The following is a 26,473-nucleotide window of genomic DNA, read 5'->3' on the forward strand; positions in this document are numbered from 1 at the left end:
CTCAATACTTGGGTTTGCCGAAAATACGGCTGATAACGTTCACGACCAGCACAATCATCACCAGAACCAGCGAGGCCGCCCATGCGAGCTCGAGCTGGTTGTCGAAAGGCATGCCGGAGAAGTTGTAAATCAGTACGGCAAGCGAGGCCGTCGGGTTCATGACCGCCAGGCTGCCGTCGTGGTAGATCCAGTAGTTGCTGAACAACGCGGTAAACAATAACGGCGCGGTCTCGCCCGCAGCGCGGGCTACGGCCAGCATTACACCGGTCAGGATCGCCGGCAGGCCGGTAGGCAATACGATTTTCCAGATCACCTGTGAGCGGGTGCAGCCCATGCCATAAGCGGCATCCTTCATGATCTTGGGCACCATCTTCATCGACTCTTCAGCCGTCAGCACCACGATGGGCAACATCAGTACCGCCAGTGCCACGCCACCTGCAGGTGCCGAGTAGGTACCGGTGGTCATCACCACCAGGGCGTAGGCAAAAACCCCGGCCAGAATGGAAGGCAGGCCCGTGAGCATCTTGGCGGCAAAGCGCGCAGCGTTCGCCAGCTTGCTGTCCGGTCCCAGTTCGGCCAGGAACACGGCCGCCATGATGCCGACCGGCACCGCGATTGCAGCCGCGATACCGACCATGACAAAGGTGCCGGCCATCGCGTTGCCGAAGCCGCCACCGGTCTCGAAACCGGTTGGAGGCAGCTCGGTAAATACTTCCAGGCTCAGGCGCGCCCCTCCACGCATGATCAGCATGTAGAGCACGGAAATCAGCGGTACGCTGGCCAGCAGCGCGCCAACCCAAACCAGTGTGGTCAACACCAGACTGCGCAGAGCGCGGCCTTCAAATTTGCGTTGCAGGCTTGGCAAGGCGGTTATATGGGACGTTAAGTCAGTCATCACTTATTACCACGCTGGGCATAAACCATAATCATCGAGCCGAGGACGTTCACGATCAGCGTGATCAGCATGAGTACCAGTGCGGCATACATCAGCACCTCGATCTCATTCGGTCCTGCTTCGGGAAAGTTCAGCGCCAACAGGGCTGCCAGGGTATTGGCCGGTGCGAACAGAGAAAGGGAAATATTGTTCGCGTTGCCGACCAGCATGGCCAAGGCCATGGTTTCGCCCAGCGCGCGGCCCAGTCCCAGAACCAAAGAACCGAAGATGCCGGTGGCGGCGGACGGCACCATCACTTTGAGAATCGCTTCCCAATGGGTGGTTCCCATGCCATAGGCGGCCTGCTTGGTTTTCATCGGTACGCCGGTCAGGGCGTCCTGCGAAACGGCGGCAATGGTCGGCAGAATCATGATGGCAAGTACCAGTGCTGCCGGTAACAGCCCCGGCCCGCTCAAGGACGTGCCGAAAAAGGGTATCCAGCCGAGTTCCGTATTCAACCAGGTCGCGAGCGGGCGAATTGCCGGAATTACCACGTAGATCCCCCACAGGCCATAGACGACACTGGGGATGGCTGCGAGTAGTTCGACAATGGTGCGAAACACCGCTGCCAGTTGGGCGGGCAGGAAATCCTGAGTAAGGAAAATCGCCATGCTGACGCCGAAAACGCCTGCGATCAGCAACGCAATCATGGCGCTGTAAAGCGTGCCCCAGATAGCCGGCAAAATGCCGTACTTTCCTTGGTTAACGTCCCAGACACTGCCAAAAATCACGTCAAAACCGTGTTTTTCCATGCCTGGAAGCGCCTTGCGCCCTACTTCGAATACCAGGGCAAATACCAAGGCCAACACCAGGACCACCCCTATACGCGCAAGAGCACGAAAGGTGCGATCAACCAGAAAGTCCTTCGCAGAAGGTGGTTGGCAGGCAGAGTCCGGGTTAACCGGCACCACAAAAGGTTTGTTCATTGGCTAAGTCCGGAACAGAGGGGGAAACTCTCCCGGCATGGCTGACAGCGCACACCGAGAGAGGCCTCACGAGCTTTACTGGATGTTGGCGGACGCTTTGCGAACCTGATCGACAACCGATTGCGGCAGCGGGATGTAACCCATCGAGTCGGCGATTTTCTGCCCCTCAGTCAGGCTGTACTCAACCATTTCACGCATGGCCTTGGCCTTGGCCGGGTTGCCGTTGTCCTTGCGGAAGATCATCCAGGTGTAGGAAGTGATCGGGTAGGACTTGGCGCCGTCCGGGTCCGGCAACCAGGCCACCAGGCTTTCCGGCATTTTCACCGCAGCCAGTGCCTCGGCACCGCTCTCAGCGTTCGGTACAACGTACTGCCCGGCCTTGTTCTGCAACTGGGCGAAGTCAACCTTGGCCAGCTTGGCGAAGCCGTACTCGATGTAACCAATCGCGCCCGGGGTCTGGCGTACGGTAGCTGTCACACCATCGTTCTTGGGCGATTTGATGAATTTGTCGCTGGCTGGCCAGTTGACGGTATTGCCCTCACCCAGCGCCTGCTTGAACTCCGGGTTGATGGCCGCCAGGTGCTTGGTGAACACCGCAGTCGTACCGCTGGAGTCTGCACGCACGACAACGGTGATCGGCGTGTCGGGCAGTTTCAGCTCGGGGTTGGCAGCGACGATCTGCGGATCGTTCCAGCGCGTGATCTTGCCCAGGAAGATGTTGGAGTAAACGTCACGAGGCAGTTTAAGGCCCTTGGGATTACCCGGCAGGTTATAGGCCAGAACGATTTCACCCGCGGTCATCGGCAGCAACTGCACACCCTCGGGGACCTTGGCAATGTCCTCCTCTTTCATGGCCGAGTCACTGGCGGCGAAATCGACGGTTCTATTCAGGAAGTCCTGTACACCCGCGCCGCTGCCCTTGGATTGGTAATCCACAGTGACACCCGCGGTTTTCTTGCTGAAATCCTTGAACCATGTGAGGTAGATCGGTGCCGGGAAACTGGCACCGGAACCTGTCAGGCGTACGCTCTCTGCGGCGAAGGATGCCGAGGTGGCACAAAGAGAAACCGCAACGGCGAGTGCAGCAGACTTCATCAAGCTTTTCATTAAAGGAACTCCTTGTGATTACGGGCTCCCGAACTTTGCAGCAGCATTGTTACGTTTTTATGAAAGCCGGATGACAAACTGTCCTTTTGCCACCCTGCCCGCCGCTGCTGGCAGTCGTAATAGTGCGTCGTTAGTACACAAGGATGGCGAGCATATCGAAGGGTTTAAGGTTCGGGCGGCGGTTCAGGAACCGGCATTGATCGTAAAAATATAAAATTCCGCCCAGAAATGGAAAGAACGTATTAAAATCGCGCGCTTGACGGTTGACTTTTCAGATGCACTTCCTGCTCCCGACATCATCAATCCCCCTCAAAAAACATCACACTGTTTCATAAACAGTGATTGGAGCTCTATTGTTCGGCCAGCAAGCACCCCCTCCCCTGAATCAAGCTAACCCCGATCCAATGCTAATCCGAACCGTGATTGTCGATGACCACCCCATCACACTGATCGGAATGCGCGCCCTGTTGAACGGTTACCCGAAAATCTCAATCGTGGGTGAAGCGCAAGACGTCAGCGGGCTTCTGGAGCTACTGGAACGACAACCCTGCGACTTGCTGATCACCGACCTGATGATGCCCGACAGTGAACAGGCGGACGGCCTGCGGCTAATCCAGCAACTACGCCGCCGCTACCCGCAACTGGCAATAGTGGTGGTCACAATGCTCAACAACCAGGCACTGATTGGCTCGTTGCTCAAACTCGGAATCCAGGGTCTCGTAAGCAAGCGAGGGCTGCTCAACGATTTACCCAAAGCCATTAATGCCAGTGCCCGAGAGCCCTTTCTCTCGGGTCTGTTCAAGAAACTGCTGGACCTGGGGGTGGCCGAGCACGGTAAACCGCTGCTGCAACTCGAACAACTTTCGCCGCGCGAAGTCGAAGTGTTACGCCTTTACGGCAGCGGTATGACAATCGGCGAGATTGCCCTGCACCTGAATCGCAGCAAACAAACCATCAGCAACCAGAAGACCAGTGCCATGCGCAAACTGGGGCTAGACACTAACGCCGCTCTCTACCTCTATATCCAGGAGAACGGACTGACGTGAGGGCTGTTCACCTGCCTCGTATCCTCCAGTCTTTGATCACCATTTGCCTGCTCGGCCTGTGTGCCCTGCCCAACATTGCCCACGCCAGCCACTCCGAATCGCCCTCAATCACCCTCGCGCAGCTCGACGCTATGCGTCAGGCACTGCCGAGCAAGACGTTGCGTGTGGCACGTATTATTGCGCCCGAACATGCGCATGAAATCGGTGCCGACCAAACCTTGCGCGCCATCACCGAGGATTACCTGCGGTTGATCGGCGACTTTCTCGACCTGACAATCGAGGAAGTGCCCTGTCCCAGTGTTGCTGCGGCAATCGATAAGCTTAACGCTGGAGATATTGACCTGCTCACGCGTGTCACCGACTTTGAGCGCCAACATGCCAAGCTGACACTCAGCCACCCGTACCTGGCCAATGCACCGATCATCGTCGGGCGCAACGATGACAACAGCCTGCCCCCAGACCTTCAGGGCAAACGAGTACTGCTGCTCGCCGACTATATGGACCTGTCCACTGTGCGCCATGTTTACCCGGGCGCAAGGATCAACGCGGTACCCAGCGCCGCGGAGGGGCTGCGCCGCTTGGCGGACGGTGAGGCAGACGCGTTTATTGGCGACAAGGTACGCGCCAACTTTCATATGCTTGCCCTGCCCGAGATGCAACTGCAGAACAAGTTCGCCGCCCACCTGAACAGTGAGGGTTTTTCTTTCGCCGCACGGGACAGCGCGCACGATCTGATTACCCTGATCAACGTTGCCCTGGAAAGCATCCCCGAAGCACGCAATCGCGAGATCGTCGAGCAACGCACCCAGTCCACCAGGCTATTCGCCCCGACGGACGCGTTTGCCCTTACCCCAAAAGAGCGCGAATGGCTGCACCGGCATCCAACCCTGAGCCTGATCGCCAGCGAACAACAGTCCTACTTCTACCGTAACGCGCAGGGCCAGTGGAGCGGCTTGGGCATGGACATCCTGCGCGGCCTGGCCGACGCCTACCAGCTTCAGTTGGAAGTGCTCGACAGCCAATCGCCAGTCGCCGACCAGCAACTGCTGCAAAGCGGACGCGCCCAGTTTGCAACCAGCCTGCCGGCCACCGCAGAGCGTCGACAAAGCCTGCTGTTCAGCGAGCCCTTTGGGGCCCTGGCCTGGACTTTCGTTATTCGCCGCGACGCCAGTTCACCGAGTTCCCTGGAAGCCATGGCCGGCCGGCGCCTTGCCTTGCCACTCAAACACCCACTGGATAACTGGCTGAAAACGCGCTACCCACAGATTGAAGTGGTGCGCACTCAAACCACTGAACAGACCCTGGAGCTGGTGGAAAGTGGCAAGGTCGACGCCACCCTGAATACCGCATTGAGCACTCGAGGACGCCAACCCTGGATGATCGGGCGCGACCTCAGGCCCGGGCAAGTCATCCAGGCCATGTCCCTGCCCCAGGTGTTCGCGATCAGCCCAAGCGCCCCTGAGCTGCGCGGCATTCTTGATAAATTGCTCGGATCGGTAGCCGGTGAGTTCAACGGCAAAGTCAAGTTATTGACCAACCACCAGAACGACAAAGCGCCCTGGGAGCAACTGCCGGAAGGCTTCTGGCATGCCGTGGTACTGGCGCTGGTGGTGATCCTGCTGTCTCTGCTATGGAACTGGCGGCTCAAGGTGCAAGTCCGACAACGGCGTGCCGCCCAGCATCAACTGAGCGACCAGTTGGCCTTCCAGTTCTCTTTGCTCAACGGCCTGCCGACACCGCTTTACGTGCGTGATCTGGAGTTGCGTTTGAGCACCTGCAACCGTGCTTACGAGAGTTTCTTCGGCAGTTCCCTGGAGCAACTGCAAGGCACCACCCCGCAGGAGCAGGGCATGGCCCCGCACAATTTGGCACTGAACCTCGAAGACCAATACCGGGCACTTCTGGAAAACCGCCAACCGCAATTCTTCGATGGCTGCCTCGAGAGCAACGGCGAGCGGCGGCATATCTACCACTGGCTAGTGCCGTTCTACAATGCGCGCGGCAGGCTGCAGGGCCTGCTCGGCGGCTGGATAGATATCAGCGAGCGCAAGGGCCTTGAACTCAAACTGCGCGAGGCGCAACAGGCCGCCATCAACGCCAGTGCTGCCAAGAGCAACTTCCTGGCCACCATGAGCCACGAACTACGCACCCCGCTCAATGCGCTGGTCGGTCTGCTGGAACTGGAAAGCCAGGACGAGCGAGCACCGTCGGAAAACTTGCGAATTGCCCAGCAGTCGGCCAATTCGATGATCGACCTGATCGGAAACATCCTTGATCTCGACAAGATCGAGAGCGGGCAAATGCAACTGGCCCCTCAACCGGTGGCCCTGACAGCGCTGCTGCAAGACTGCCTTGATCTGTTTGCCGCCCAGGCCGGGCAAAAAACCCTGGCCCTGAGCCTCGACGATACTGGGCTGACGCCCCAGAGACAGCACCTGCTGGACCCTATGCGCTTGCGCCAGGTGCTGCAAAACCTGCTGGGTAATGCACTCAAGTTCACTGCTCGTGGCCAGGTTCGACTCAGTGTTGAAGAACTGGATCTGGGAGGTAACAAAAGCCTGTTGACCCTGCTGGTCAGTGACACCGGCATCGGTATACCCCAGGCCATCCAGTCGCGTATTTTCGAACCCTACATGCAAGCCCACGCCGAAGTCGCGCACCTGTATGGCGGCTCTGGTCTGGGGCTAAATATCTGCAGCCAACTGGTGCAATTGATGGGCGGCCGAATTTGGCTCGATAGCCAGCCGGGCCAAGGCTGCCGGGTCAGTGTCGAACTACCGCTGACCTGGCAGACGGCACCGGACACCAAGCCGCAGCGCGCTGTGGTGCCAGCCTTAAGCCAACCGCTCAAAGTACTGATCGTGGACGACGTATCGACCAACGGCCTGGTGTTACAACAACAGCTGAGCAACCTGGGTCATCATGCCACCTTCGTCTGCAGCGGCCTGGCTGCGTTGGACGCCTGGGAGCGCGAACCATTCGACATGCTGATCAGCGACTGCAACATGCCCGGCATGGACGGTTACACACTGGCTCAGGCCATTCGTCAACGCGAACAGGCATTGGGTTTGGCGCCAAGGCCTATCATTGGCTGCACCGCCAGCGCCCTGACGGTGGAGAGCCAACGCTGTCGCGACGCGGGCATGAACGATTTGATGATCAAACCCGTGACCTTGGCCCGCCTGCGCGAAGCACTCGCTGGGCAAGTACCGCAACCTTTCGAAACCGACGACCCGCCAAGCCTGCACTGCGCGACCGAAGGCTTCGACCTGAGCCATCTGGAAGACCTGGCGGGAGCTGATCCGAGCCTGATCTCCCGCTTGCTGGTGGAGTTGCACCGCAATCTCACCGAAGAATGCCAACGGCTGCAACAGCCTTTGGCCAACAGCAGCGACGAAGCCATCGAGCAATTCATGCACCGCCTTGAAGGCCTAGCCTGCAATATCGATGCGCTTGGATTGCTACGGGCCTGCCAGGGCGTACGCCAGGCCATCGGCGAGAGTGTCAGCGTGACAGTGGCGCAGGTACATTTATTGTCAGTGTTGAACGGTCTGCTGGACGATATCAAGCGTCGCAGTCCAGGCCGTTAGCCGCCCCAGCCATAACTGATGCTGTAGTCCGCCGGTCCAGTCTACGATCGGCGTGATTCCATACGGCAGCGGTTCAACGTCTATCTTGCCCAAGAGCTGACTTGCGCGGCCTATACCTGCTGCACAACACATCTTCGTTCCCCCTCGCCAGCACCTGCAGGGTGCTCAACCGAGCACTGGCGTGCGCCGCGAGGACGGTCACAGGTCGGCGCCCTCCAATCACACACTCCGCTAACCGGCACTTCCCCTGCGGGCGTATCTCGTACTCGTCCCATGTTCGCACACCCCCACCCCGGGCATCATGAACGGGTCTTCAAAGACCGGATGAACACTCCCCCCCGATCTTGCTGGCGCCACACTCAATTAAAAAAACTATCTAGGATTCACAATGATTCAAAGCAAACGTGCAAGCGCGCTGCGCAAACTACCTCTGGCCATGGCGATTGGCCTGGCCACTCTGGCTTCGCAGCAAGCATTCGCTCACGGTTATATTGAAAGCCCCAAGTCCCGCCCTTTCATGTGCAGCCCCGTAGGCGGAGCGCTTAACGCAAATTGCGGCAGCGTTACCTACGAGCCACAAAGCGTTGAGTACGTACCTGCCTCCCAGCAGCATCACAACGGTGCGTACTGCCCTGGCGACTTCACCAAATGCGGCCCGGCAGATGATCACATCGCCAGCGGCGGTCTGCAGAAGTTCAATGAGCTTGACGAGCAGTCGAGCACTCGCTGGTCTAAAACCAACATCAAGTCCGGCATGAACGAGTTCCGCTGGAAGTACGCTGCCGGCCATGCCAGTGCCTACTACCAGTTCTATATCACCAAGAAAGACTGGAACCCGAACCAGCCACTGACCCGTGATTCTTTCGACTTGATCCCGTTGCTGCATGAAAATGGTAACAACAACATCCCGTCCACCGACGTACCCACCAAGCACCAGGTCAACATTCCGGCCGATCACACTGGTTACCACGTCGTCCTCGCTGCCTGGCGCATCGCCGACACTGACGCCACCTTCTACCAAGCGATCGACGTCAACATCGATAACGACGGTGCCCCTGAGTCCCAATGGAGTCAGATAGGCGCGGTACAGCCTGAACAATTGCAAATCGGCGATAAAGTGATGACCCGCGTGTTCACCGCAACCGGTGAACAGAATGCTCGCCAGACCGTGCTCGAAATCAGCAACACCGAACAGGCCCAGGCCAAAACCTGGCCATTCCTGCTGGCTGAGAAAGTAAACAAAGCCAGTGCTGGCTACCAGATGGGTCAGGTCGGTGCTGACGACAAGATCACGCCAAGCTACGGCCTCAACGGCATCTTCAAAATGGCCAAGAGCGACGTGGTACGGGTAGAAATCCAGAAAGATCAAGCATCTATGCCGGGTACCCTGACCCTGAGCGGACTGGCTGCCGATTACACCCTGAACAACGGCACTGCCAACCTGCACTTCAACGCTGTGGCACAAGGCGGCAAGTACACCATCGACGCCACTGTGTTCAATTCCAAGGGTGAGAGCATCGCTCATAAACAGGCCAATGCCGGGGAAAACACGCCGCACTTCTCACTGCCAGTGACGGACGCCACTGCCGGTGACTACGACCTGGTGGTCGTGGCCAAGCCGGAAAAAGGCGAGCTGCTGCAAAAGACCCACAGCTTCAAACTCAAGGATGCAGCGGCAGGCGGTGAGTACGACTTCGTCTTCCCAGATGGCCTCGCCTCCTACAAAGCTGGTACCAAAGTACTGGCCAAAGACGGCAACACCTACGAGTGCAAACCGTACCCCTACAGCGGCTGGTGCAAGATCTACACCCCAGCCAACAACGCCTACGAGCCTGGTGCTGGTCGCGCCTGGGACCAGGCCTGGATCCGCAAGTAACTCATAAGGTCGTAATACGAGCGTGACGCCTGGCGTCACGTTCTATTGTTCAGGAACACCCAATGTCTGCTCTTAATTACTCCACACCACGCAGGCTGCTGCACTGGTGTTTTGCCCTGATCATTATCTGGGCCTCCATCAGCGGTTTTGCCAACTCGTTGCTGCATTTTCCGCCTTCGATAGAAACCAGCATTACTTTTATCAACGTTTCGCTGACTGCACTGCTGCTGCCACTGTTTGCAGTGCGTGTATTTTTCGCCGTGGCCCACCCCGCACCCAAAGAGTGCGCAGCTATCGGAGCCCGCAACCACCTGCTGGCCAGGCTCGGTCACCTGGCGCTGTATATCGTCACCGCACTGGTGCTGGTAACCGGCGTGCTGATGATGGATCGACCCATTGATTTTTTTGGCGTGCTGACCATTCCCCAGCCGCTTGAAGCAACACTGTTGCTGAACTTTTTCAACGACGTGCACCGTGCTTGCTGCGTGGTCCTGGCCCTGCTGGTGCTCGGACATATCGGCGCGGTAGTGCTGCACCAGCGCCGGGGCTGCGGTGTACTGCAGCGGATGCTGCCTTGATCAGCCTGAATACGCTGAAGCCTATGCTCGCAAAGATGCCGCTCAACCGCGACCTGCTGCTGCTCAGCGCCTGCGCGCTATGTGCCTGGCTCGCCCTTGGCAGCTGGGACTTCATCCAGCAACTGCCCGCGCAACCAGCCCAGAGCGCCACCGCGGCAGAGGCTCCCAAGCCTCTGCAAGCGCTGGACACGCAAGGCATAACCAGAATGTTCGGCGCCACGCCGCCCGAGATGCAGAGAGCTGCCCTTGCGGTGCCGCTAACCCTGCTGGCGAGCCTGACAGCCGCTCACAGCAAGGACTCACGTGCGCTGATCCGTGCCCCAGACAGCACCGCGTTCTACAGCATTGGCGATCGCCTGCCCGGCGGCGTCAGCCTCAGCTCAATCAACCCGGATCACATTGTGGTGCTGGGTGGGGGCCTGGAACAAACCCTGGCTTTTCCCAGCCATACCGCGCGTCTGCTGACCCCCACACCCACTGCCGACGCACTCCCCCCTCCAGCAGAGATGCAACCATGAACCTCTCCCTGATCACCGGTACCGTGCTGATGCTCGGCACCCTGCTTTCACCCCTGGCCACGGCCGATGCCAAGCACAAGTGGACCTTGAACATGAAGGACGCCGAGCTGCAGGACCTGGTCAGTGAAGTCGGTAACATTACCGGCAAGACCATGGTCCTGGACCCTCGCATGAGCGGCAAGGTCACAGTGCAGTCGGCCTCTGCCATGGACCGCGAGGGTATTTACTCACTGTTTCTTACCGTGCTGCGCAGCCAGGGGTTCGCCGCCCTCGACCAGGGTGACCGAGTGCTGATCGTGCCTGTCAGCGAAGCCAAGACCAAGGCTGTCGGAAGCAAAATGGCCGTGGGTGATATGTTCATCACCAAAGTATTGCCTCTGTATAACGCCACTGCCAGTGAAGTGGCGACCGTGGTGCGACCGCTGGTGGCACCGGACGCTTACCTCGCCCCCTCGGCCAGTGCAAATGCACTGGTCATCACAGACAGCGCCAACAACGTCGAACGTATTCGCCAGGTGGTCAGCGACCTCGATGCCGCCGGGCACAAGGCCGTTACCACCCTCAACCTGAAACATGCCTGGGCGGTCGACGTGGCCAAGATCCTGAGCGAAAGCGTCGCCCAGAATAACAGCGGCAATAGCACCGCCAAAGCCATCGGCGACGCCCGCAGCAATCGCCTGATCCTGATCGGCCCGGCGCCGGCACGCCTACAGATGGAACGCCTGGCCAAAACCATGGACGTAGCCTCCAACGCCGACGATGGCACCCGCGTGGTACGCCTACGCCATAGCGACGCCAAGCAAATGGCCGAGCTGCTCAACGGCATCGGCAAGCGCATCGAAGGCGGTGGCCGTGGCAGTTCCGAGGGCAGCTCCCAAGGCAACTCAATCCTGGTCAGCGCCGACCAAAGCCAGAACGCCCTGGTACTCATGGCAGAACCCTCGCAACTGAGCATGCTTGACAAGGTCATCGCCGAGCTTGACCGCCCACGGGCCCAAGTGCTGGTGGAAGCGGCCATTGTCGAAGTCAGTGGCGACATCAATGAGGCCCTCGGCGTGCAGTGGGCCGCAAGGGCGGGCAATCTGACCGGTGGCACCAACTTCCCGGCCAGCGGCCTGGCCATCGGCACCCTGCTGGGCAACCTCAACAACGACAAGAGCCCGACGCTGCCCGATGGCGCAATCATAGGCCTGGGAAGCCGCAACTTCGGGGCTCTGGTCACCGCGCTGTCCAGCGACTCCAACAACAACCTGCTGTCGACTCCTAGCCTGCTGACCCTGGACAACGAGGCTGCAGAAATCCTGGTCGGGCAGAACGTGCCATTCCAGACGGGCTCCTACACCACCGACAGTGCCGGTGCCAGCAACCCCTTCACCACCGTGGAGCGCAAGGACGTGGGGATTACCCTCAAGGTGACACCCCATATCAACGATGGCAAAACCTTGCGCCTGGAGGTCGAGCAGGAGAGCTCAGAGCTGGCCGCCGCCCCGGCGGGCATCAGCACCAGCGACATAATCACCAACAAACGCTCTGTAAAAAGCACCATCCTGGCCGACGATGGGCAGATCATCGTGCTTGGTGGCTTGATCAAGGACAACGTCAAGACCCAAGTCAGCAAGGTCCCGATATTGGGCAGCATTCCGTTTATCGGCCGCCTGTTCAGCAGTACTCGTGAGGTCACTGAAAAGACCAACCTGATGGTCTTCCTGCGCCCGACACTGCTGCGCACCAGCAATGACAACAGCAACCTTAGCGACCGCAAGTACGAGAACCTGCGCCAGCTTCGGGCTCTGGACGGCAGCCCCAATAGCATGCGTCTGCCAAATGATCCGCGACAGATGTTCGATGCCAACCCGCAAGGCGGGGTGACCGACATGCGCAGCGAGACCAAGCCATGACCCAGGCAGTACGTCTGCCTTTCAGTTTCGCTCGGCGCCACGGCGTTTTGCTGGAGCACGACCAATTGCTGTGCCGCAACGACACGTCGCTGGAAGTCCTGGCCGAAGTGCGCAGGCGTCATGGCGCCCAGCCCCACACTCAAGTGATTAGCGCCGAAAACTTCGCCTTGCGCCTGGCCGAGTGCTACCGCGATGGGCAGGATGATGCCATGCAAATGGCCGAAGGCCTGGGCGACCAAATAGCTGACCAGGACGATATGGCCAGCCTGGCCGAACACCTGCCGCAGACCACAGACCTGCTGGAGCAGGAAGACGATGCACCGATCATCCGTCTGATCAACGCCATCCTCGGTGAGGCGGTCAAGGCCAAGGCCTCGGACATCCACCTGGAGACCTTCGAGCAACACCTCTCGGTGCGCCTGCGCGTCGATGGCCTGCTGCGCGAAGTGCTGCGCCCTCGGCGCGAACTGGCCGGGCTACTGGTGTCGCGGATCAAGGTCATGGCACGCCTGGACATAGCCGAAAAACGCATCCCCCAGGACGGCCGTATCGCCCTGCGAATTGGCGGCCATGAAGTTGACGTGCGCGTTTCCACCCTGCCCTCAGCCCACGGTGAACGCGTAGTGATGCGCCTGCTGGACAAACAGGCCGGGCGCCTGGACCTGGCGCGTCTGGGCATGGCCACGGCTTGTCGCGAACGCCTGGAAGCCACCCTCGCGCGGCCCCACGGGATCCTGCTGGTGACTGGGCCCACCGGCTCCGGCAAAACCACCACCCTGTATGCGGGCCTTGCCAGTCTCAACACGTTGTCCCGCAATATCCTGACCATTGAAGACCCGGTGGAATATCACCTGACGGGCATCGGCCAGACGCAGGTCAACACCAAGGTGGACATGACCTTCGCCCGTGGCCTGCGGGCCATCTTGCGGCAAGACCCGGACGTGGTGATGGTCGGTGAAATTCGCGACCGTGAAACCGCCGAAATTGCCGTGCAGGCGTCCCTCACTGGACACCTGGTGCTATCGACCCTGCACACCAACAGCGCAGTGGGCGCGGTTACGCGCTTGGTCGATATGGGCGTGGAGCCGTTTTTGCTCTGCACCTCGCTGATAGGGGTACTGGCCCAGCGCTTGGTGCGGGTGCTGTGCGTCGAGTGCAAGGTCGGCGCACCCGCTGATACCAGTGCATGCGCGCGCCTGGATCTCGCCCCCCTGGCGCCACCCCTGCTGTATCAGGCAAAAGGCTGCGCGGCCTGCCAGCACAGCGGCTATCGCGGACGCCAGGGCATCTACGAACTGGTGCTGTTCGACGAAAAATTGCGCCAATTGGTACACCAGGGTGCCGGTGAAGCCGAACTCAGCCGCCATGCCCGAGCACACGGGCCAAGCCTGTTCGCCGATGGCCGCGAAAAGGTACTGCAAGGCAGCACCAGCCTCGAAGAATTACTGCGCGTAACCCGGGAGGACTGACCATGGCCGCCTTCGAATACCTCGCCATGTGTAACGCTGGCCGCAAAACCAAGGGTGTGCAGGAAGCCGACAGCATCCGCCAGGCACGCCAACTGTTGCGCGAGCGCAACCTGATTCCATTGCAAGTCAAGCCTGCCCGCGGTAACCAGGACCGGAGTATGGGGTCCTCAAGACGCAGCCTGAGCACAGCGCAGCTGTCCCTGCTGACACGCCAGTTCGCGACCTTGGTACAAGCTTCGCTACCCCTGGCAGACGTACTGGCGGCGGTAGCCGCCCAGTGCGAAAAAAACGCCCAGCAGAGCATGGTCCTGGCGATTCGCGCACGCGTTCTGGAAGGTCACAGCCTGGCCCGCGCCATGGGCGAATTCCCCCGTGCCTTCCCCGCGCTGTACCGAGCTACTGTGGCCGCTGGCGAACGCTCCGGGCACCTGGGCCATGTGCTGCTGCAACTGGCCGATTACACCGAGGCACGCCAGGCCGCGCAGCAACAGATACAGCTGGCCGTGCTCTACCCGAGCATCCTGATGGTGGCGGCTTTTAGTATCGTCGGTTTTCTGCTCGGTTTTGTGGTGCCGGACGTGGTCAAGGTGTTTATCGACAGCGGCCAGCAACTGCCCCTGCTCACCCGAGGCCTGATTGCCGCCAGTAACTTGCTGCACGACTACGGTCTGCTGCTGCTGTTACTGATCGCAGGCTTGCTGGCAGCTGCCCGGTTGGCACTGAAAAAACCGGCGACGCTCCTGCGCTGGCACCAATTGCAACTGCGTGTGCCACTGCTCGGCCGGGTGATCCGGGCCAGCAACTGCACACGTTTTGTCAGCACCCTGGCGATTCTTGGACGTAGCGGCGTGCCGTTGGTGGACGCCCTGGAAATCTCCGCTCAGGTTGTCGCCAACCAGAAAATTCGTACCTGTCTGAAAGACGTCGCCCAAGCGGTGCGCGAAGGTAGCGGCCTGACTCGTGCCTTGGAACACAGCGGCCAATTCCCGCCAATGATGCTCTACATGATCGCCAGCGGCGAACGCTCCGGCGAGCTGGACGCCATGCTCGACCGCGCCGCGCAACAGCAGGAAGCGCAACTGGCCAACCGCATCGCCATGCTGGTGGGCCTGTTCGAACCGGTGATGCTGGTGTTCATGGGCGCCAGCGTACTGCTCATCGTCCTGGCGATTCTGATGCCGATCCTCAGCCTTAACCAACTCATCACCTAAAACACGGGAGTGCGCATGCACAAGCGACACAAGCAAAGGGGTTTCACCCTGATCGAAATCATGGTGGTCGTGGTAATCCTCGGGGTACTCGCCGCGCTGGTGGTACCACAGATCATGAGCCGCCCGGGCCAGGCCAAGGCCACCGCGGCGCAGAGCGACATCAAGGCCATCGCCATGGCCCTGGACATCTACAAGCTCGACAACCACAACTATCCCAACACCCAGCAAGGCCTCGAAGCCCTGGTCAGCAAACCATCGGGCGCCCTGATGCGCAACTGGAATGCGGACGGCTACCTCAAGCGCCTACCGGTCGACCCCTGGGGCAACGCTTACCAGTACCTGTCCCCGGGTAGCCGGGAGAATGCATACGATCTGTTCTCCTTCGGTGCCGATGGCCGCCTCGGTGGCGAAGGCCTGAACGCCGATATCGGTAACTGGGACTTCTGAAGTGAAGCACTCCGCCCGCGGCTTTACCTTGCTCGAAGTACTGGTGGTGATCCTGATCGTCGGCCTGATGGCAGGCCTGGCAGGGCTGTCCCAGGTCGATAGCATCCAGCAGGCCCGCCGCGAGGCAGAACAGCTGCGCAGCCTGATCGGGCTGCTGCGCGTAGACGCCCTGATTAACCACCGCGACTATGGCCTGCGCCTGGACAACGACCGTTACTCGGTCCAGTCGCGCACCAGAGACGGACGCTGGCAGCCCGCCCTGCAATACCGCGAGCAGCAACTGCCGGTAAACGTACGCCTGCAATTGCAAGCGGGAGCAAACCTGCTTGAGCCCAACGCCCCTGCCAACAGCAAAGCACCGCAACTGCTGGTGCTGTCCAACGATGAAATTTCGCCTTTTACCCTGCACGTAGAACATCGCCTCAAACCGGTGCTCTCTCTGCACAGCGACGGGCTGGAAGAGGTGCGCATTGAAACGCTGTGACGGTTTTACCTTGCTCGAAGTAATGGTCGCCCTGAGCATCTTTGCCACCCTTTCAGTGGCCCTCTACAGCGCTGCCCAGCACATAGCCAGCAACAATAGCGGCCTTTCCGAACGCAGCCTTGCACATTGGCTGGCGGACAACCGCTTGACCGAACTGCGCGCTGGTATGCGCCAGATCGCCGCCGGTCAGCAACCAGAGAAACTGGACTTCGGCGGCCGTCAGTGGCTGCTCGACAGCCGTGTGACGAGCGCCCCCGACCCACGCCTGCGCCAGGTCAGCCTGGAGGTTTACATCGTCGGCCCACGACCGCTGCGCCGGGCCTTGCTCAGCGGATTCATCGAGGCACACCCATGAAACAGCGTGGTTTTACCCTTCTGGAAGTGCTCATCGCCATGGCCCTGTTCAGCCTACTGGGCCTGGCCTGCTATCAACTGCTGGAGCGCGTGATGCACAGTGAGCGGCGCATCGACCAACACGAACAGCAACTGCGCAACCTGCAACGGGCCCTCGCGATCTTCGAGCGCGACCTGACACAAGCCATCGCCTACCCACTGAGCGATGACCCCAGCCGACGCCAGGCACTGATCGGGCGCAGCGATAACCTGCGCCTCGTAAGGGGCGGCTGGAGCAACCCGCTGGAGCAGGCACGCAGCGATGTACTGCAAGTCAACCACCGCTGGAGCCAGGGCCAATGGCTGCGCGACTACCACCCCCTCACCGGGCAAGTACCCCTGCCAGGGGAAGTTCGCCAGCAGCGCTTGCTCGATGGCGTGCATCTCAAACACCTGCGCTACATCGACGCCAACGGCACCGCGCATTCGGCCTGGCCGGCCCTGAGCCTGCCGCTAAGCCTGCCGCAAGCGATAGAGATTGAACTCGACGCCCCCGGTTACCCGGATATCCGCCGGGTTATCTTGCTGCCCGGTTTCCAGGGCACCGCCAGTGAATAACCCACGTCGGCAACGAGGGGTGGCGCTGATCAGTGTGTTGCTGATCACCGCACTGGTGACCCTGATCATCAGCGACATGCTCGCCCGACAACGCCTGAGCGTGGCCAGTAGCGCCAACCAATTGCAACAGCAGCAACTCTGGCAGTTGGCCCTCAGCGGCGAGACCTGGGCCCGCGAGCAATTGCGCAGCGACCTGCGCGCTGACGACGGCCTGACCCGAGTGCATTTGGGACAGCGCTGGCCCCAGGACGGCGGCGAACTCGAGATCGAGGGCGGGCGTATCCGCATCCACCTGGAAGACTTGGGCGCGCGCTTTAACCTCGACCGCCTGCGCAATCCCAACGACGAACTGAACCGTGCTCGCTACCAGCGCCTGCTGGCACAACTCGGTCTGCCCCCCCACGACCCAGCAAGCCTGCCCACGACTGCAGGCTACAACCACAAGCCCTTACCCTTCGCCGACAGCAGCGAATTGCGCCGTCTGGTAGCCCTGGACTTCTCGGGCTGGCAGCGCCTGCAACCTTGGGTTGCGACCACCGGGTTGGCTGCCTTGAACATCAATACCGCAAGCGCCCAACTGCTGGCTACCCTCGAAAGCCTGGACCTCGGTATCGCCCAGGCCCTGGTGCAGCAACGCCCTGCCGACGGTTACAAAAGCGTGCAGGAGTTTCTTGAGCAACCGCTGCTGCAAGGCCGCCAAGTCAATGGTGCAGGGCTGACCACCAGTAGTAGCAACTTTCGCGCGACCCTCGAGGTAGCGCTGGGCGAACGTCGCCTGCACCTGATCAGCGACCTGCGCACTGGCATTGACGGCCAGGTTCAGGTGCTGCGCCGACAACTCGTCGCCCCTCTGCGCACTTTTTCGGAGTGACCCCCACGTGAACGCCTTACTTTATATCTCCTCCCTGATCGAGGACGCGCCCCTGACCTGGTGGCATGGCGACGGCCCCGTGACCCAGGGCGATCTGGATCAGGCGGCCCAGGCCCTTGCTGGTCAGCCTCTGGTATTGCTGCTGCCCAGCGAAGCCGCCAGCCATCACCGCATCGAAGTACCCCCAGGCAGCGGCCGCTGGCTGCGTCAGGCGATCCATTCGGCACTTGAAGAAAAACTGCTGGATGACCTCGACCAACTGCACCTGGCCCAGGGGCCGTTACACCAACGGCGTCATTGCCGATTGTGGGTGATACGCCGCGACTGGCTACAACCACTGCTCGCGCGCCTGGAGGACAAAGGCCTGGTCCCAACGCGGATTCATATCGATGCCGACTGCGTGCAGGGCGAGCAGCCGACAGCCTTGTACTGCGCAGGTCGCTGGTTGCTCGGCGGTACGATCGTCCATCCCTCGGCCCTCATCGAAGAGGAGCTGGAAACCCTGGTCACATTGCTGCCAGACGACCTGCATCGCTGCGAAGAGTCACCTTGGCCTTTGCTGGCCGAAGGCGCGAAGCACGCCATCGACTTGCGCCAAGGCGGATTCTCCCTCGGCGGTCGGCGCCGCCCACCCTGGCGCGCCCTGGCTTTACTGGCCGTATTGGGCTGTGGCGCCAGCCTGTTGCAGGACTTCGGCCACCGGATGGTGTTGGAACAACGCAGCGTCGAACTGCATCAAGCCAACCTTGATACTTGGCAACAGCGGGCGCCAGATGAGTCTCGGGTCGTCGACCTTAACCGTCAGGTCCAGGCGCGACTGCAGCAAAACCAGACACCCCATCAGGACCTGGCACGGCGCCTGGAAACACTGGCTCGACACTGGAGCAACAGCAGCGGCGCCTTGGCCCGGGTCGACCAGCTGGATTATCAAAATGGTGAGGGCTGGACCCTGCGTGTAATCGCTCCGGCTTTCGCCGACCTCGAACGCTTGCGTGAGGGCCTGGGCCGCGCTGGCCTGACGGTGCAAGCCGACTCCACCGTCCGTGATGACCAAGTGGTCAGCGCCCGTTTGAAGATCAAGGAATGAATATGCCCTTTCGCAATTTATCCGAACGCGAACGCTTGGCCTTGTCTCTGCTGGCCCTGCTGCTCGGCCTGGTGCTGACCTGGACGCTGTTGTGGCAACCACAGCGTGCGGCCTTGCAGGACGCAGAACGTCAGTACCGCGACGAGCTGCAACTGGCGGCAGACCTGCAGCGCATGCCCGCCACTAGTGGCGGACAGCATGGAACGACAATTAACTCCGGGGACTTGCCGGGGTTACTGGCACGAACCAGCGCTGAGGCCAACCTGAATCTGGAACGCCTGGATAACGAACAACAAGGCCGAGTCAATCTCGGCCTCTCCGGTTCTCTGGATGATCTGCTTGCCTGGTTGCAGCAACTCGGCGAGCAAGGGGTGGAGGTTATTTCGGCCAACCTTGAGGTCAATCCAATGGCCCACGTCCGGGCAAGGCTGGTGCTGGAGGTCAGATAGACCTGGCACTCACTGACGCATACAGATCATCAATAGCTGGCTGCCCTGTTTACCCCTCAATTGGCGACCATTCTCACGGTCTAAAGGCCTCTGAGTACGGCGCCAAGTACTTGCACACTTACCCACCTGGATCAGCGATTTGAACATGGCCCTCACTGAAGTCCTTGCCAGTTTCCCTCTGGTTTTCGTCATATACGCACTGGTGCTAGGACTGATCGTAGGCAGTTTTATCAATGTGCTGGTCTGGCGCCTGCCGAAGATGCTCGAACGCGACTGGCGAGCACAGGCCCATGAAGCGCTCAATCTGCCCGCTGAACCTGCCGGGGCGCCCTATAATCTGATGTACCCGCACTCCGCCTGCCCCCATTGCGCAGAGTCGATTCGTCCGTGGCAAAACATCCCTCTGGTGAGCTACCTGCTGCTGCGTGGTCGTTGTTCAGGCTGCCAAAAAACCATCAGCCTTCGCTACCCGCTGACAGAGCTGGCCTGCGCTGTGCTCTCGGGATTTATCGCCTGGCATTTCGGGTTTGGCTGGCAGGCCGCCGGAGTATTGGTCTTGAGTTGGGGTTTGCTGGCAGCGAGCCTGATCGATGCCGACCACCAATTATTGCCTGATGAGCTGACACTGCCGCTGCTGTGGCTCGGCTTGATCGTGAACAGCTTCGGAGTATTTGTCCCGCTGACGGACGCGATGTGGGGCGCGGTGGCTGGCTACCTGAGTCTATGGTCAGTGTTCTGGCTGTTTCGACTGCTCACCGGCCAGGACGGCTTGGGCTATGGCGACTTCAAATTGCTGGCCCTGCTGGGGGCCTGGGGCGGCTGGCAGATATTGCCGCTGACCATCCTGCTGGCGGCCCTGGCTGGCACGTTGGGCGGCCTGACGTTGCTGCGTTTGCGCAACGCTCAAGTATCGACACCGATCCCCTTTGGTCCCTATCTGGCCATGGCCGGCTGGGCTGCATTGATATGGGGTGATCAAATAACCAACTTCTATTGGCAATTCGTCGGTTAGTGCTCAGCGCATTTTGTACAAAAAATACGCTGCCGCAGAAACGAAAAAAGGACCCTAAGGTCCTTTTTTCTTGCCCTGTCGAATTGCGATGAATTCGTAGGGCCATGTCTGGAGCGGGAAACGAGACTCGAACTCGCGACCCCGACCTTGGCAAGGTCGTGCTCTACCAACTGAGCTATTCCCGCTTGGTGTGGCGCATTCTATAGCAATAAAAGAATGCGTCAAGCCATTGATTCAAAAAGTTTTATTTATTTGACCGAGGTCGTCTTCAGATGCGGCCAGGCAGCCCGCAAATATTGAACCATCGACCATAAGGTCAACCCGGCAGCCACCAGCAGCAACCCGTAACCCACCAGGACCCAGAAACTGAAGTCCGAAGGGTTGGCCAGCAAGATGATCAGCGCCAGCATTTGTGCTGCGGTTTTCCATTTGCCCATGTTCGATACGGCAACCTGAGCCCGCGCGCCCAGTTCCGCCATCCACTCGCGCAACGCCGAGATGACGATTTCACGACCGATAATCACGGCCGCAGGCAGGGTCAACCATACGTTGTGGTGTTCTTGCACCAGCAAAACCAAAGCCACAGCGACCATCAGCTTGTCGGCAACCGGATCCAGAAAGGCGCCAAAAGGCGTGCTTTGCTCCAGTCGCCGGGCCAGATAGCCGTCGAGCCAATCGGTCGCCGCCGCAAATGCGAAGACTGAGCTGGCGGCTACATAACTCCAGCTGTAGGGGAGATAGAACAGCAGGATGAAGAAAGGAATAAGTAGAACGCGTAGTACGGTGATCAAATTAGGGATATTCATCGGCACAACTAGCTACGAGGTGAGGTGGCATTCTACTCGCTGTGCAGGTTTGCATAAATCAACTCAGCGAGCTTTTTACTGATCCCGGGTGCTTTGGCGATCTCCTCGATGCTGGCACGAGATAGCTCCTGTAAGCCACCAAAATGTTTCAATAAATCTCGGCGACGTGTCGGCCCTACCCCCGCAATGCCTTCCAGGGTTGAGGTTCGACGGGTTTTGCCGCGTCGCGCCCGATGTCCGGTAATTGCAAAGCGGTGAGCCTCGTCACGGATTTGCTGGATCAAATGCAAGGCCGGCGAGTCGCCTTTTAATGTGAATTCATGGGCCGCGTCGTTCAAATAGAGGGTTTCAAAGCCCGCCTTGCGGGTCGCCCCCTTGGCCACGCCAAGCAGAATCAGGTCCGGCACCGCCAGCTCATTGAGCACATCACGGGCCATCGACAGCTGGCCCTTGCCACCGTCGACCAAGAGGATGTCCGGCAGCTTGCCCTCCCCCTCTTTAAGCCGACTGAAGCGGCGCATCAGCGCCTGGTGCATGGCGGCATAGTCATCACCAGGGGTTACCCCTTCAATGTTGAAACGCCGGTAATCCGACTTGATCGGACCTTCGGGGCCAAACACCACGCAGGATGCAACGGTGGCTTCGCCGCTGGAGTGACTGATGTCATAACATTCCAGACGCTGCGGAATTTCGTCCAGCTTCAATACTTGCGCCAGGGCCTCGAAGCGCGCCGCGACATGCAGGCGGTTGGTCAGGCGCGCCGTCAGCGCCTGCTCGGCATTGGTGACCGCCAACTGCTGCCAGCGCGCCCGGGTGCCACGCACCCGGTAGCTGATAGCCAGCTCTCGGCCGCGCAGCTCGTCTATCGCCTCGACAATCGCCCCGAAGCTCTCATGCTCCACGTTGACGATCAGCTCACTCGGCAGGTCGCGCTCAGGGCTGCTGATGTAGTACTGCCCGAGAAACGCCGCCATGACTTCGGCCACATCTTCCTCGATGCCTACCAGAGGAAAGAAGTTCTTGCTGCCCAGTACCCGCCCGCCGCGCACGTTGATCAAATGCACACAGGCGCCGCCGGGGTTCACAAAGGCGGCAATCACGTCCACGTCGCCGGTTCCGCCTTCCATGCTCTGCTGATCCTGAACCCGACGCAGCAGGGAGATCTGATCACGCACCTCTGCTGCACGCTCGAAATCGAGGGTACTGGCAGCCTGCTCCATCGCACTGTTCAACTCGTCGGTCAGCGCACTGCTGCGCCCTTCGAGGAACATGATCGAGTGACGCACGTCTTCGGCATATTCCTGCGGGTCGACCAAACCGACACACGGGGCCTTGCAGCGCTTGATCTGATACTGCAAGCAAGGTCGTGTTCTATTTTTGAAATAGCTGTCTTCGCACTGACGCACCAGAAAAGTCTTCTGCAAGATGCTCAGGCTTTCGCGAATAGCGCCAGCACTGGGATAGGGCCCAAAAAACTTGCCTTTTTTCTTCTTGGCGCCGCGATGAATACTCAGGCGCGGGTACTCGCCATCTGACAGAAACACGTAGGGGTAGGACTTGTCGTCGCGCAACAGAATGTTGTACGGCGGGCGCCACTCCTTGATAAGCGTCTGCTCAAGCAACAGCGCTTCGGTTTCGTTGGCGGTAATAGTGGTTTCAATTTGCGCGATCCGCGCAACCAGAGCCGCCGTTTTGGGCGCCAGACCGGTTTTGCGAAAGTAGCTGGCCAGGCGTTTTTTCAGGTGCTTGGCCTTGCCCACATAAAGCAACCGCGCATCGCTATCAAACATGCGATACACGCCAGGTCGACCGCTACAGGTCGAAAGAAACGCACTTGCGTCGAACACGTCAGTCATCGTTAGCCAGCATCAACCATGCCGTGACGAACGGCCAACAACGCCAGTTCAACATCGCTTTTGACTGAAAGCTTCTCGTAGATACGGTAGCGGTAGGTATTGACCGTCTTGGGTGACAGGCAAAGCTTGTCGGAAATAACCTGAACCTTCTGGCAACCGACAATCATTAGCGCGATCTGAATTTCACGCTCGGACAAGGCATCGAAAGGGGAATCACTGGCGGGCTGAAAGGACTTGAGCGCCAATTGCTGTGCAACTTGTGGGCTGATATAACGCTGACCGGCGAATACCAGGCGAATGGCCTGGACCATTTCAGCCAGGCCCGCGCCCTTGGTCATATAGCCCGCCGCACCTGCTTGCAGCAAACGCGTCGGAAAAGGGTCTTCTTCGCACACGGTCACAGCGACAACCTTGATATCCGGGTGGCTGCGCATCATCTTGCGAGTAGCCTCAAGGCCACCGATGCCGGGCATTTTGACATCCATCAAGACCACATCCGGTTTCAGCTCACGAGCCTTGATAAGCGACTCCTCACCGGACTCGGCTTGACCGACCACTTGCAAGCCCTCGATATCGGCCAGCATTCGTGTGATCCCTGTACGCACCAGATCGTGATCATCGACCACTAGAACCCGAATCAAGTCGACACCTCGCAAATTGGTCTTGTTTGATTGCCGATACCATAGCAAAAACTAATGCACCAACCTACCGGCATGCGTCAACTATCCATGCCGAAACGTTAAAGCCTTGTAAAGAATCACCCCTTGACGGGATCGACCTCCTCAAGATCTCAACGTTCTTTGACCATCTGCGGGGCCGACAACTCTGCCAGGGTTGTGGTCAAACGGCGGATAGCGTCCTGATCTTCCTTATGCAGCACCCGGTAACTGATCAGAACCTTTTCTTCTATCTGACTGAGATTATCGATTAGTGTTGGGGTTGGGCTGCCCGTCAACACATAGAGCACATCCACACCGCGCCCTGCGACACGTGACAGATAGTCCGCTTTTGGAGCGCGATCGCCATTTTCGTACTTGCCTTGGGCGTTCGCCTCGACACCACCGATTTCGCCAAAAGATTTCTGCGACAAACCAAGTCGCTCTCTCTCTTGCCTCAAGCGCAAACCAATTCCACCCATTTGGATGTAAGACCTCATTTTAAACACCCACGAGGATGGTATAATCGATGAATATTAAACAACTTTGAACGGTTTTGAACTATGACCGGAATCCGTACTGCCGCACAAGCCAAGGCATGGCTGGAACACCAGGGAAAGTCCGTTCAAGAGTTTGCTCGAGAGCATGGAATCGACCCTGCAACTACCTATCAAGTGCTCTCCGGCCGCAAAAAAGGAAAACGCGGTGAAGCTCACAAGGTAGCGGTTCTTTTGGGTATGAAGGACGGCATCATTGTGCCAAGGACTATGCATCCGACAGAGTCAAAAGATGATGTACTCGCCTGAGTATGCGCTTTATTGGCCAACCCTCCCGATTTAGTGTGCAGGCCATTTCGCACCTCACTAAAATGGGTCGCAAAAGCCCAAATAGAGCGTTTCAGGGCAAGAACCCAACGGAGGGCAACCCACCGCTACGCCTTGGGTACGCACATTGGCGTCAGGCAATAGCCTTTATCGTTCTTCCAGATAGTATTTTTTTATTGAATCAGTCGGTTCGCGTCGAGTAAGCTGCAAACCACTAATCGGAGACAACCCATGTTGCATCACGCCAACACAGCCATTTGCAAGACCACACGCCAATCGCGTCTGGCTGCTGCTGTGTGCGCGAACAACATGCACTCCACAGCACGATTTTATTTTGGGTATTGGTTTAGCCACTGGCGCGCCTGATACCCACACGGCGCCCACTACTTAGGGGTCGCCTACCAGAGAATTCTCACCCCCGGTCGGCTTCCCGACCGGGGGTTTTGTTTTTTCAGCCCCTGACATTTTCTTGAATTGAGGATTTACCCCATGAACTACGCCACTTATTACCGCTTCGACCTTTGCACTGCATGGCGATTTATCAGCCGCCGTTCGGGACAGCCTGCCGCCTCCGAACGGACCCACATTGGTGGCACGCAAGCACTCACAGCCAGTCTGGCCAATTGTCGAACACCCCAGTAGGGCTGAGCGCGCGGGACAACCCGCCGCCTGCCCAGGAAGCACACACCATGAACGCATCCGTTTCAGCTCTGCCAACCGTACACACTGCCACTGCCACCGTTTCGACCCGTCGTCTGCCCAGCGCATCGCAACTCAAGCAGCAGCTGCCGCTGAGCGACATGCTTGGCAACCAGGTCCGCAATCAGCGCCAAGCCATTCGCGCCATCCTCAACGGTGAAGACTCCCGTTTACTGGTTGTCGTAGGCCCCTGCTCCATCCACGACCCCCTCGCCGCACTGGAATACGCCAGCAACCTCGCAGCCCTGGCACATGAAGTGCGCGACGACTTGCTGCTGGTCATGCGTGCCTATATCGAAAAACCGCGCACCACCGTCGGCTGGAAAGGCCTGGCCTACGACCCGCACCTGGATGGCAGCGATGACATGGCCCACGGCCTGACCCTGTCACGCGAACTGATGCTTGAAATGCTGCGCATGGGCCTGCCGGTTGCAACCGAACTGCTGCAACCCATTGCCGCTGGCTACTTCGACGACCTGCTGGGCTGGGTGGCCATTGGCGCCCGCACCACCGAATCGCAAATCCACCGCGAAATGGCCAGCGGTCTTGATCTGCCGGTGGGCTTCAAAAACGGCACCGACGGTGGTGTTGCAATTGCTTGCGACGCCATGCGCTCTGCGGCACACAGCCATCGTCACTTCGGCGTCGATAGCCAGGGCCATCCGGCAATCGTCGAGACACACGGCAACCCCGACACCCACCTGGTGTTACGTGGCGGCCACAGTGGCCCGAACTACGACCGTGCCAGCCTCGCCAAGGCCCGCGCCGGACTGCAAAAGAGCGCTATTTCAACCCGCATCATGGTCGACTGCAGCCACGCCAACAGCGGCAAAGACCCGTTGCGTCAGCCTGAAGTGTTCAATGAGGTACTTGAGCAGCGCCTGGCAGGCGACCATTCGCTGATTGGGATGATGCTCGAAAGCCATCTGTTCGAAGGCTGTCAGCCCCTGAGCACGAACATGCGCTACGGGGTTTCCGTGACCGATGGCTGCCTGGGCTGGGATGCAACCGAACAACTGCTGCGCAACGCCGCCCATCAACTGCAAGCGCAGCGCCACAGCGCCAAGGCCATCGCCTGACAACCACGCTCTGCAAACAACAGCGCAACCCGGGAAAATGCCCACGGTTGCGCAAAGCCGGTTTCGACTAAGGTGTTTTTATGACTCAAAAACACCTAG

25 protein-coding genes and 1 tRNA gene are annotated in these 26,473 nt (G+C 59.4%); 18 read left to right on the forward strand and 8 right to left on the reverse strand.

Features of this window, described 5'->3' with window-relative positions; all coding sequences use genetic code 11:
* Position 1 precedes the first annotated feature (1 nt).
* The 3 genes from pstA to pstS form a co-directional block, all read right to left on the reverse strand.
* Positions 2-895 (reverse strand): phosphate ABC transporter permease PstA, encoded by an 894-nt coding sequence (gene pstA / locus U5A05_RS14240; RefSeq protein ID WP_261738552.1) that lies wholly within the window; start codon positions 893-895, stop codon positions 2-4.
* The gene (gene pstC / locus U5A05_RS14245; protein ID WP_261738553.1) at positions 895-1,860 is read right to left on the reverse strand and encodes a phosphate ABC transporter permease subunit PstC; all 966 of its coding nucleotides are present in this window, start codon (positions 1,858-1,860) and stop codon (positions 895-897) included. The genes pstA and pstC overlap by 1 nt, the downstream gene beginning before the upstream one ends.
* Before the next feature lie 75 nt (positions 1,861-1,935).
* The gene (gene pstS, locus U5A05_RS14250) at positions 1,936-2,967 is read right to left on the reverse strand and encodes a phosphate ABC transporter substrate-binding protein PstS (protein ID WP_321833521.1); all 1,032 of its coding nucleotides are present in this window, start codon (positions 2,965-2,967) and stop codon (positions 1,936-1,938) included.
* A 404-nt stretch (positions 2,968-3,371) separates the two neighbouring features.
* Between pstS and U5A05_RS14255 the strand changes: the two genes are divergently transcribed.
* The 16 genes from U5A05_RS14255 to U5A05_RS14330 all read left to right on the forward strand — a co-directional run bounded on the left by U5A05_RS14255 (position 3,372) and on the right by U5A05_RS14330 (position 20,454).
* Positions 3,372-4,013, forward strand: a complete 642-nt coding sequence (locus tag U5A05_RS14255) for a response regulator (RefSeq protein WP_261738555.1) — start codon at positions 3,372-3,374, stop codon at positions 4,011-4,013.
* Positions 4,010-7,603, forward strand: a complete 3,594-nt coding sequence (locus U5A05_RS14260; protein WP_261738556.1) for an ATP-binding protein — start codon at positions 4,010-4,012, stop codon at positions 7,601-7,603. Before U5A05_RS14255 ends, U5A05_RS14260 begins: the two co-directional genes overlap by 4 nt.
* Positions 7,604-7,991: 388 nt before the next feature.
* A complete protein-coding gene (gene gbpA / locus U5A05_RS14265) occupies positions 7,992-9,479 on the forward strand; it encodes an N-acetylglucosamine-binding protein GbpA (RefSeq protein WP_321833524.1) in 1,488 nt (495 codons plus the stop codon).
* A gap of 62 nt (positions 9,480-9,541) precedes the next feature.
* Positions 9,542-10,057, forward strand: a complete 516-nt coding sequence (locus U5A05_RS14270; RefSeq protein WP_261738558.1) for a cytochrome b/b6 domain-containing protein — start codon at positions 9,542-9,544, stop codon at positions 10,055-10,057.
* Positions 10,058-10,080: 23 nt separating this feature from the next.
* Positions 10,081-10,575 (forward strand): type II secretion system protein N, encoded by a 495-nt coding sequence (locus tag U5A05_RS14275; protein WP_321833527.1) that lies wholly within the window; start codon positions 10,081-10,083, stop codon positions 10,573-10,575.
* Entirely contained in the window at positions 10,572-12,473 is a 1,902-nt protein-coding gene (gspD, locus tag U5A05_RS14280) for a type II secretion system secretin GspD (RefSeq protein ID WP_261738560.1), read from the forward strand. Before U5A05_RS14275 ends, gspD begins: the two co-directional genes overlap by 4 nt.
* Positions 12,470-13,942 (forward strand): type II secretion system ATPase GspE, encoded by a 1,473-nt coding sequence (gene gspE, locus U5A05_RS14285; RefSeq protein WP_261738561.1) that lies wholly within the window; start codon positions 12,470-12,472, stop codon positions 13,940-13,942. The genes gspD and gspE overlap by 4 nt, the downstream gene beginning before the upstream one ends.
* Before the next feature lie 2 nt (positions 13,943-13,944).
* Positions 13,945-15,153 (forward strand): type II secretion system inner membrane protein GspF, encoded by a 1,209-nt coding sequence (gene gspF, locus U5A05_RS14290; RefSeq protein ID WP_321833530.1) that lies wholly within the window; start codon positions 13,945-13,947, stop codon positions 15,151-15,153.
* Positions 15,154-15,168: 15 nt separating this feature from the next.
* The gene (gspG, locus tag U5A05_RS14295; protein WP_261738563.1) at positions 15,169-15,600 is read left to right on the forward strand and encodes a type II secretion system major pseudopilin GspG; all 432 of its coding nucleotides are present in this window, start codon (positions 15,169-15,171) and stop codon (positions 15,598-15,600) included.
* A gap of 1 nt (position 15,601) precedes the next feature.
* On the forward strand, positions 15,602-16,084 hold the full coding sequence (gene gspH, locus U5A05_RS14300; protein ID WP_321833532.1) for a type II secretion system minor pseudopilin GspH: 483 nt from the start codon (positions 15,602-15,604) through the stop codon (positions 16,082-16,084).
* Positions 16,071-16,439: a type II secretion system minor pseudopilin GspI gene (gene gspI / locus U5A05_RS14305; protein ID WP_321833533.1), complete on the forward strand. Its 369-nt coding sequence runs from the start codon at positions 16,071-16,073 to the stop codon at positions 16,437-16,439. Before gspH ends, gspI begins: the two co-directional genes overlap by 14 nt.
* Entirely contained in the window at positions 16,436-17,035 is a 600-nt protein-coding gene (gene gspJ / locus U5A05_RS14310) for a type II secretion system minor pseudopilin GspJ (protein WP_321833534.1), read from the forward strand. The genes gspI and gspJ overlap by 4 nt, the downstream gene beginning before the upstream one ends.
* Positions 17,028-17,906 (forward strand): type II secretion system minor pseudopilin GspK, encoded by an 879-nt coding sequence (gene gspK / locus U5A05_RS14315; protein WP_321833536.1) that lies wholly within the window; start codon positions 17,028-17,030, stop codon positions 17,904-17,906. Before gspJ ends, gspK begins: the two co-directional genes overlap by 8 nt.
* A 7-nt stretch (positions 17,907-17,913) precedes the next feature.
* The gene (gene gspL, locus U5A05_RS14320) at positions 17,914-18,993 is read left to right on the forward strand and encodes a type II secretion system protein GspL (protein ID WP_321833538.1); all 1,080 of its coding nucleotides are present in this window, start codon (positions 17,914-17,916) and stop codon (positions 18,991-18,993) included.
* Positions 18,994-18,995: 2 nt separating this feature from the next.
* Entirely contained in the window at positions 18,996-19,442 is a 447-nt protein-coding gene (gene gspM / locus U5A05_RS14325) for a type II secretion system protein GspM (protein WP_321833540.1), read from the forward strand.
* A 145-nt stretch (positions 19,443-19,587) separates the two neighbouring features.
* On the forward strand, positions 19,588-20,454 hold the full coding sequence (locus U5A05_RS14330; RefSeq protein ID WP_321833541.1) for a prepilin peptidase: 867 nt from the start codon (positions 19,588-19,590) through the stop codon (positions 20,452-20,454).
* A gap of 109 nt (positions 20,455-20,563) precedes the next feature.
* On the opposite strand, the gene U5A05_RS14335 is transcribed toward U5A05_RS14330, so the two are convergent.
* From U5A05_RS14335 to U5A05_RS14355, 5 genes are all read right to left on the reverse strand, one after another.
* A tRNA-Gly gene (locus tag U5A05_RS14335) sits at positions 20,564-20,639 on the reverse strand.
* Positions 20,640-20,702: 63 nt separating this feature from the next.
* The gene (gene pgsA, locus U5A05_RS14340) at positions 20,703-21,260 is read right to left on the reverse strand and encodes a CDP-diacylglycerol--glycerol-3-phosphate 3-phosphatidyltransferase (RefSeq protein WP_261738571.1); all 558 of its coding nucleotides are present in this window, start codon (positions 21,258-21,260) and stop codon (positions 20,703-20,705) included.
* 32 nt (positions 21,261-21,292) lie between these two features.
* On the reverse strand, positions 21,293-23,116 hold the full coding sequence (uvrC, locus tag U5A05_RS14345) for an excinuclease ABC subunit UvrC (RefSeq protein WP_321833542.1): 1,824 nt from the start codon (positions 23,114-23,116) through the stop codon (positions 21,293-21,295).
* A gap of 2 nt (positions 23,117-23,118) precedes the next feature.
* A complete protein-coding gene (gacA, locus tag U5A05_RS14350; RefSeq protein WP_261738573.1) occupies positions 23,119-23,757 on the reverse strand; it encodes a response regulator transcription factor GacA in 639 nt (212 codons plus the stop codon).
* A gap of 149 nt (positions 23,758-23,906) precedes the next feature.
* The gene (locus U5A05_RS14355) at positions 23,907-24,254 is read right to left on the reverse strand and encodes a helix-turn-helix domain-containing protein (protein ID WP_261742448.1); all 348 of its coding nucleotides are present in this window, start codon (positions 24,252-24,254) and stop codon (positions 23,907-23,909) included.
* Positions 24,255-24,335: 81 nt separating this feature from the next.
* Between U5A05_RS14355 and U5A05_RS14360 the strand changes: the two genes are divergently transcribed.
* Both U5A05_RS14360 and U5A05_RS14365 read left to right on the forward strand, forming a co-directional pair.
* Complete coding sequence (locus U5A05_RS14360) at positions 24,336-24,578, forward strand: DNA-binding protein (protein WP_261738574.1); 243 nt, start codon at positions 24,336-24,338, stop codon at positions 24,576-24,578.
* A 707-nt stretch (positions 24,579-25,285) separates the two neighbouring features.
* Positions 25,286-26,374 carry a 3-deoxy-7-phosphoheptulonate synthase gene (locus U5A05_RS14365; protein WP_321833545.1) on the forward strand — a complete coding sequence of 363 codons (1,089 nt, stop codon included), beginning with the start codon at positions 25,286-25,288 and terminating at the stop codon, positions 26,372-26,374.
* Positions 26,375-26,473 lie beyond the last annotated feature (99 nt).

Origin of the sequence: Pseudomonas kulmbachensis (assembly GCF_963681935.1) — a bacterium.
In the GTDB taxonomy this organism is placed as follows: Bacteria; Pseudomonadota; Gammaproteobacteria; order Pseudomonadales; family Pseudomonadaceae; genus Aquipseudomonas; species Aquipseudomonas kulmbachensis.

Bases quoted from the DNA above. Each gene is read 5' to 3' on its own strand.
- pstA (WP_261738552.1), bottom strand. From the start codon at position 895: ATGACTGACTTAACGTCCCATATAACCGCCTTGCCAAGCCTGCAACGC.
- pstC (WP_261738553.1), bottom strand. From the start codon at position 1,860: ATGAACAAACCTTTTGTGGTGCCGGTTAACCCGGACTCTGCCTGCCAA.
- pstS (WP_321833521.1), bottom strand. From the start codon at position 2,967: ATGAAAAGCTTGATGAAGTCTGCTGCACTCGCCGTTGCGGTTTCTCTT.
- U5A05_RS14255 (WP_261738555.1), top strand. From the start codon at position 3,372: ATGCTAATCCGAACCGTGATTGTCGATGACCACCCCATCACACTGATC.
- gbpA (WP_321833524.1), top strand. From the start codon at position 7,992: ATGATTCAAAGCAAACGTGCAAGCGCGCTGCGCAAACTACCTCTGGCC.
- U5A05_RS14270 (WP_261738558.1), top strand. From the start codon at position 9,542: ATGTCTGCTCTTAATTACTCCACACCACGCAGGCTGCTGCACTGGTGT.
- U5A05_RS14275 (WP_321833527.1), top strand. From the start codon at position 10,081: ATGCTCGCAAAGATGCCGCTCAACCGCGACCTGCTGCTGCTCAGCGCC.
- gspD (WP_261738560.1), top strand. From the start codon at position 10,572: ATGAACCTCTCCCTGATCACCGGTACCGTGCTGATGCTCGGCACCCTG.
- gspE (WP_261738561.1), top strand. From the start codon at position 12,470: ATGACCCAGGCAGTACGTCTGCCTTTCAGTTTCGCTCGGCGCCACGGC.
- gspF (WP_321833530.1), top strand. From the start codon at position 13,945: ATGGCCGCCTTCGAATACCTCGCCATGTGTAACGCTGGCCGCAAAACC.
- gspG (WP_261738563.1), top strand. From the start codon at position 15,169: ATGCACAAGCGACACAAGCAAAGGGGTTTCACCCTGATCGAAATCATG.
- gspJ (WP_321833534.1), top strand. From the start codon at position 16,436: ATGAAACAGCGTGGTTTTACCCTTCTGGAAGTGCTCATCGCCATGGCC.
- gspM (WP_321833540.1), top strand. From the start codon at position 18,996: ATGCCCTTTCGCAATTTATCCGAACGCGAACGCTTGGCCTTGTCTCTG.
- U5A05_RS14330 (WP_321833541.1), top strand. From the start codon at position 19,588: ATGGCCCTCACTGAAGTCCTTGCCAGTTTCCCTCTGGTTTTCGTCATA.
- pgsA (WP_261738571.1), bottom strand. From the start codon at position 21,260: ATGAATATCCCTAATTTGATCACCGTACTACGCGTTCTACTTATTCCT.
- uvrC (WP_321833542.1), bottom strand. From the start codon at position 23,116: ATGACTGACGTGTTCGACGCAAGTGCGTTTCTTTCGACCTGTAGCGGT.
- U5A05_RS14355 (WP_261742448.1), bottom strand. From the start codon at position 24,254: ATGGGTGGAATTGGTTTGCGCTTGAGGCAAGAGAGAGAGCGACTTGGT.
- U5A05_RS14360 (WP_261738574.1), top strand. From the start codon at position 24,336: ATGACCGGAATCCGTACTGCCGCACAAGCCAAGGCATGGCTGGAACAC.
- U5A05_RS14365 (WP_321833545.1), top strand. From the start codon at position 25,286: ATGAACGCATCCGTTTCAGCTCTGCCAACCGTACACACTGCCACTGCC.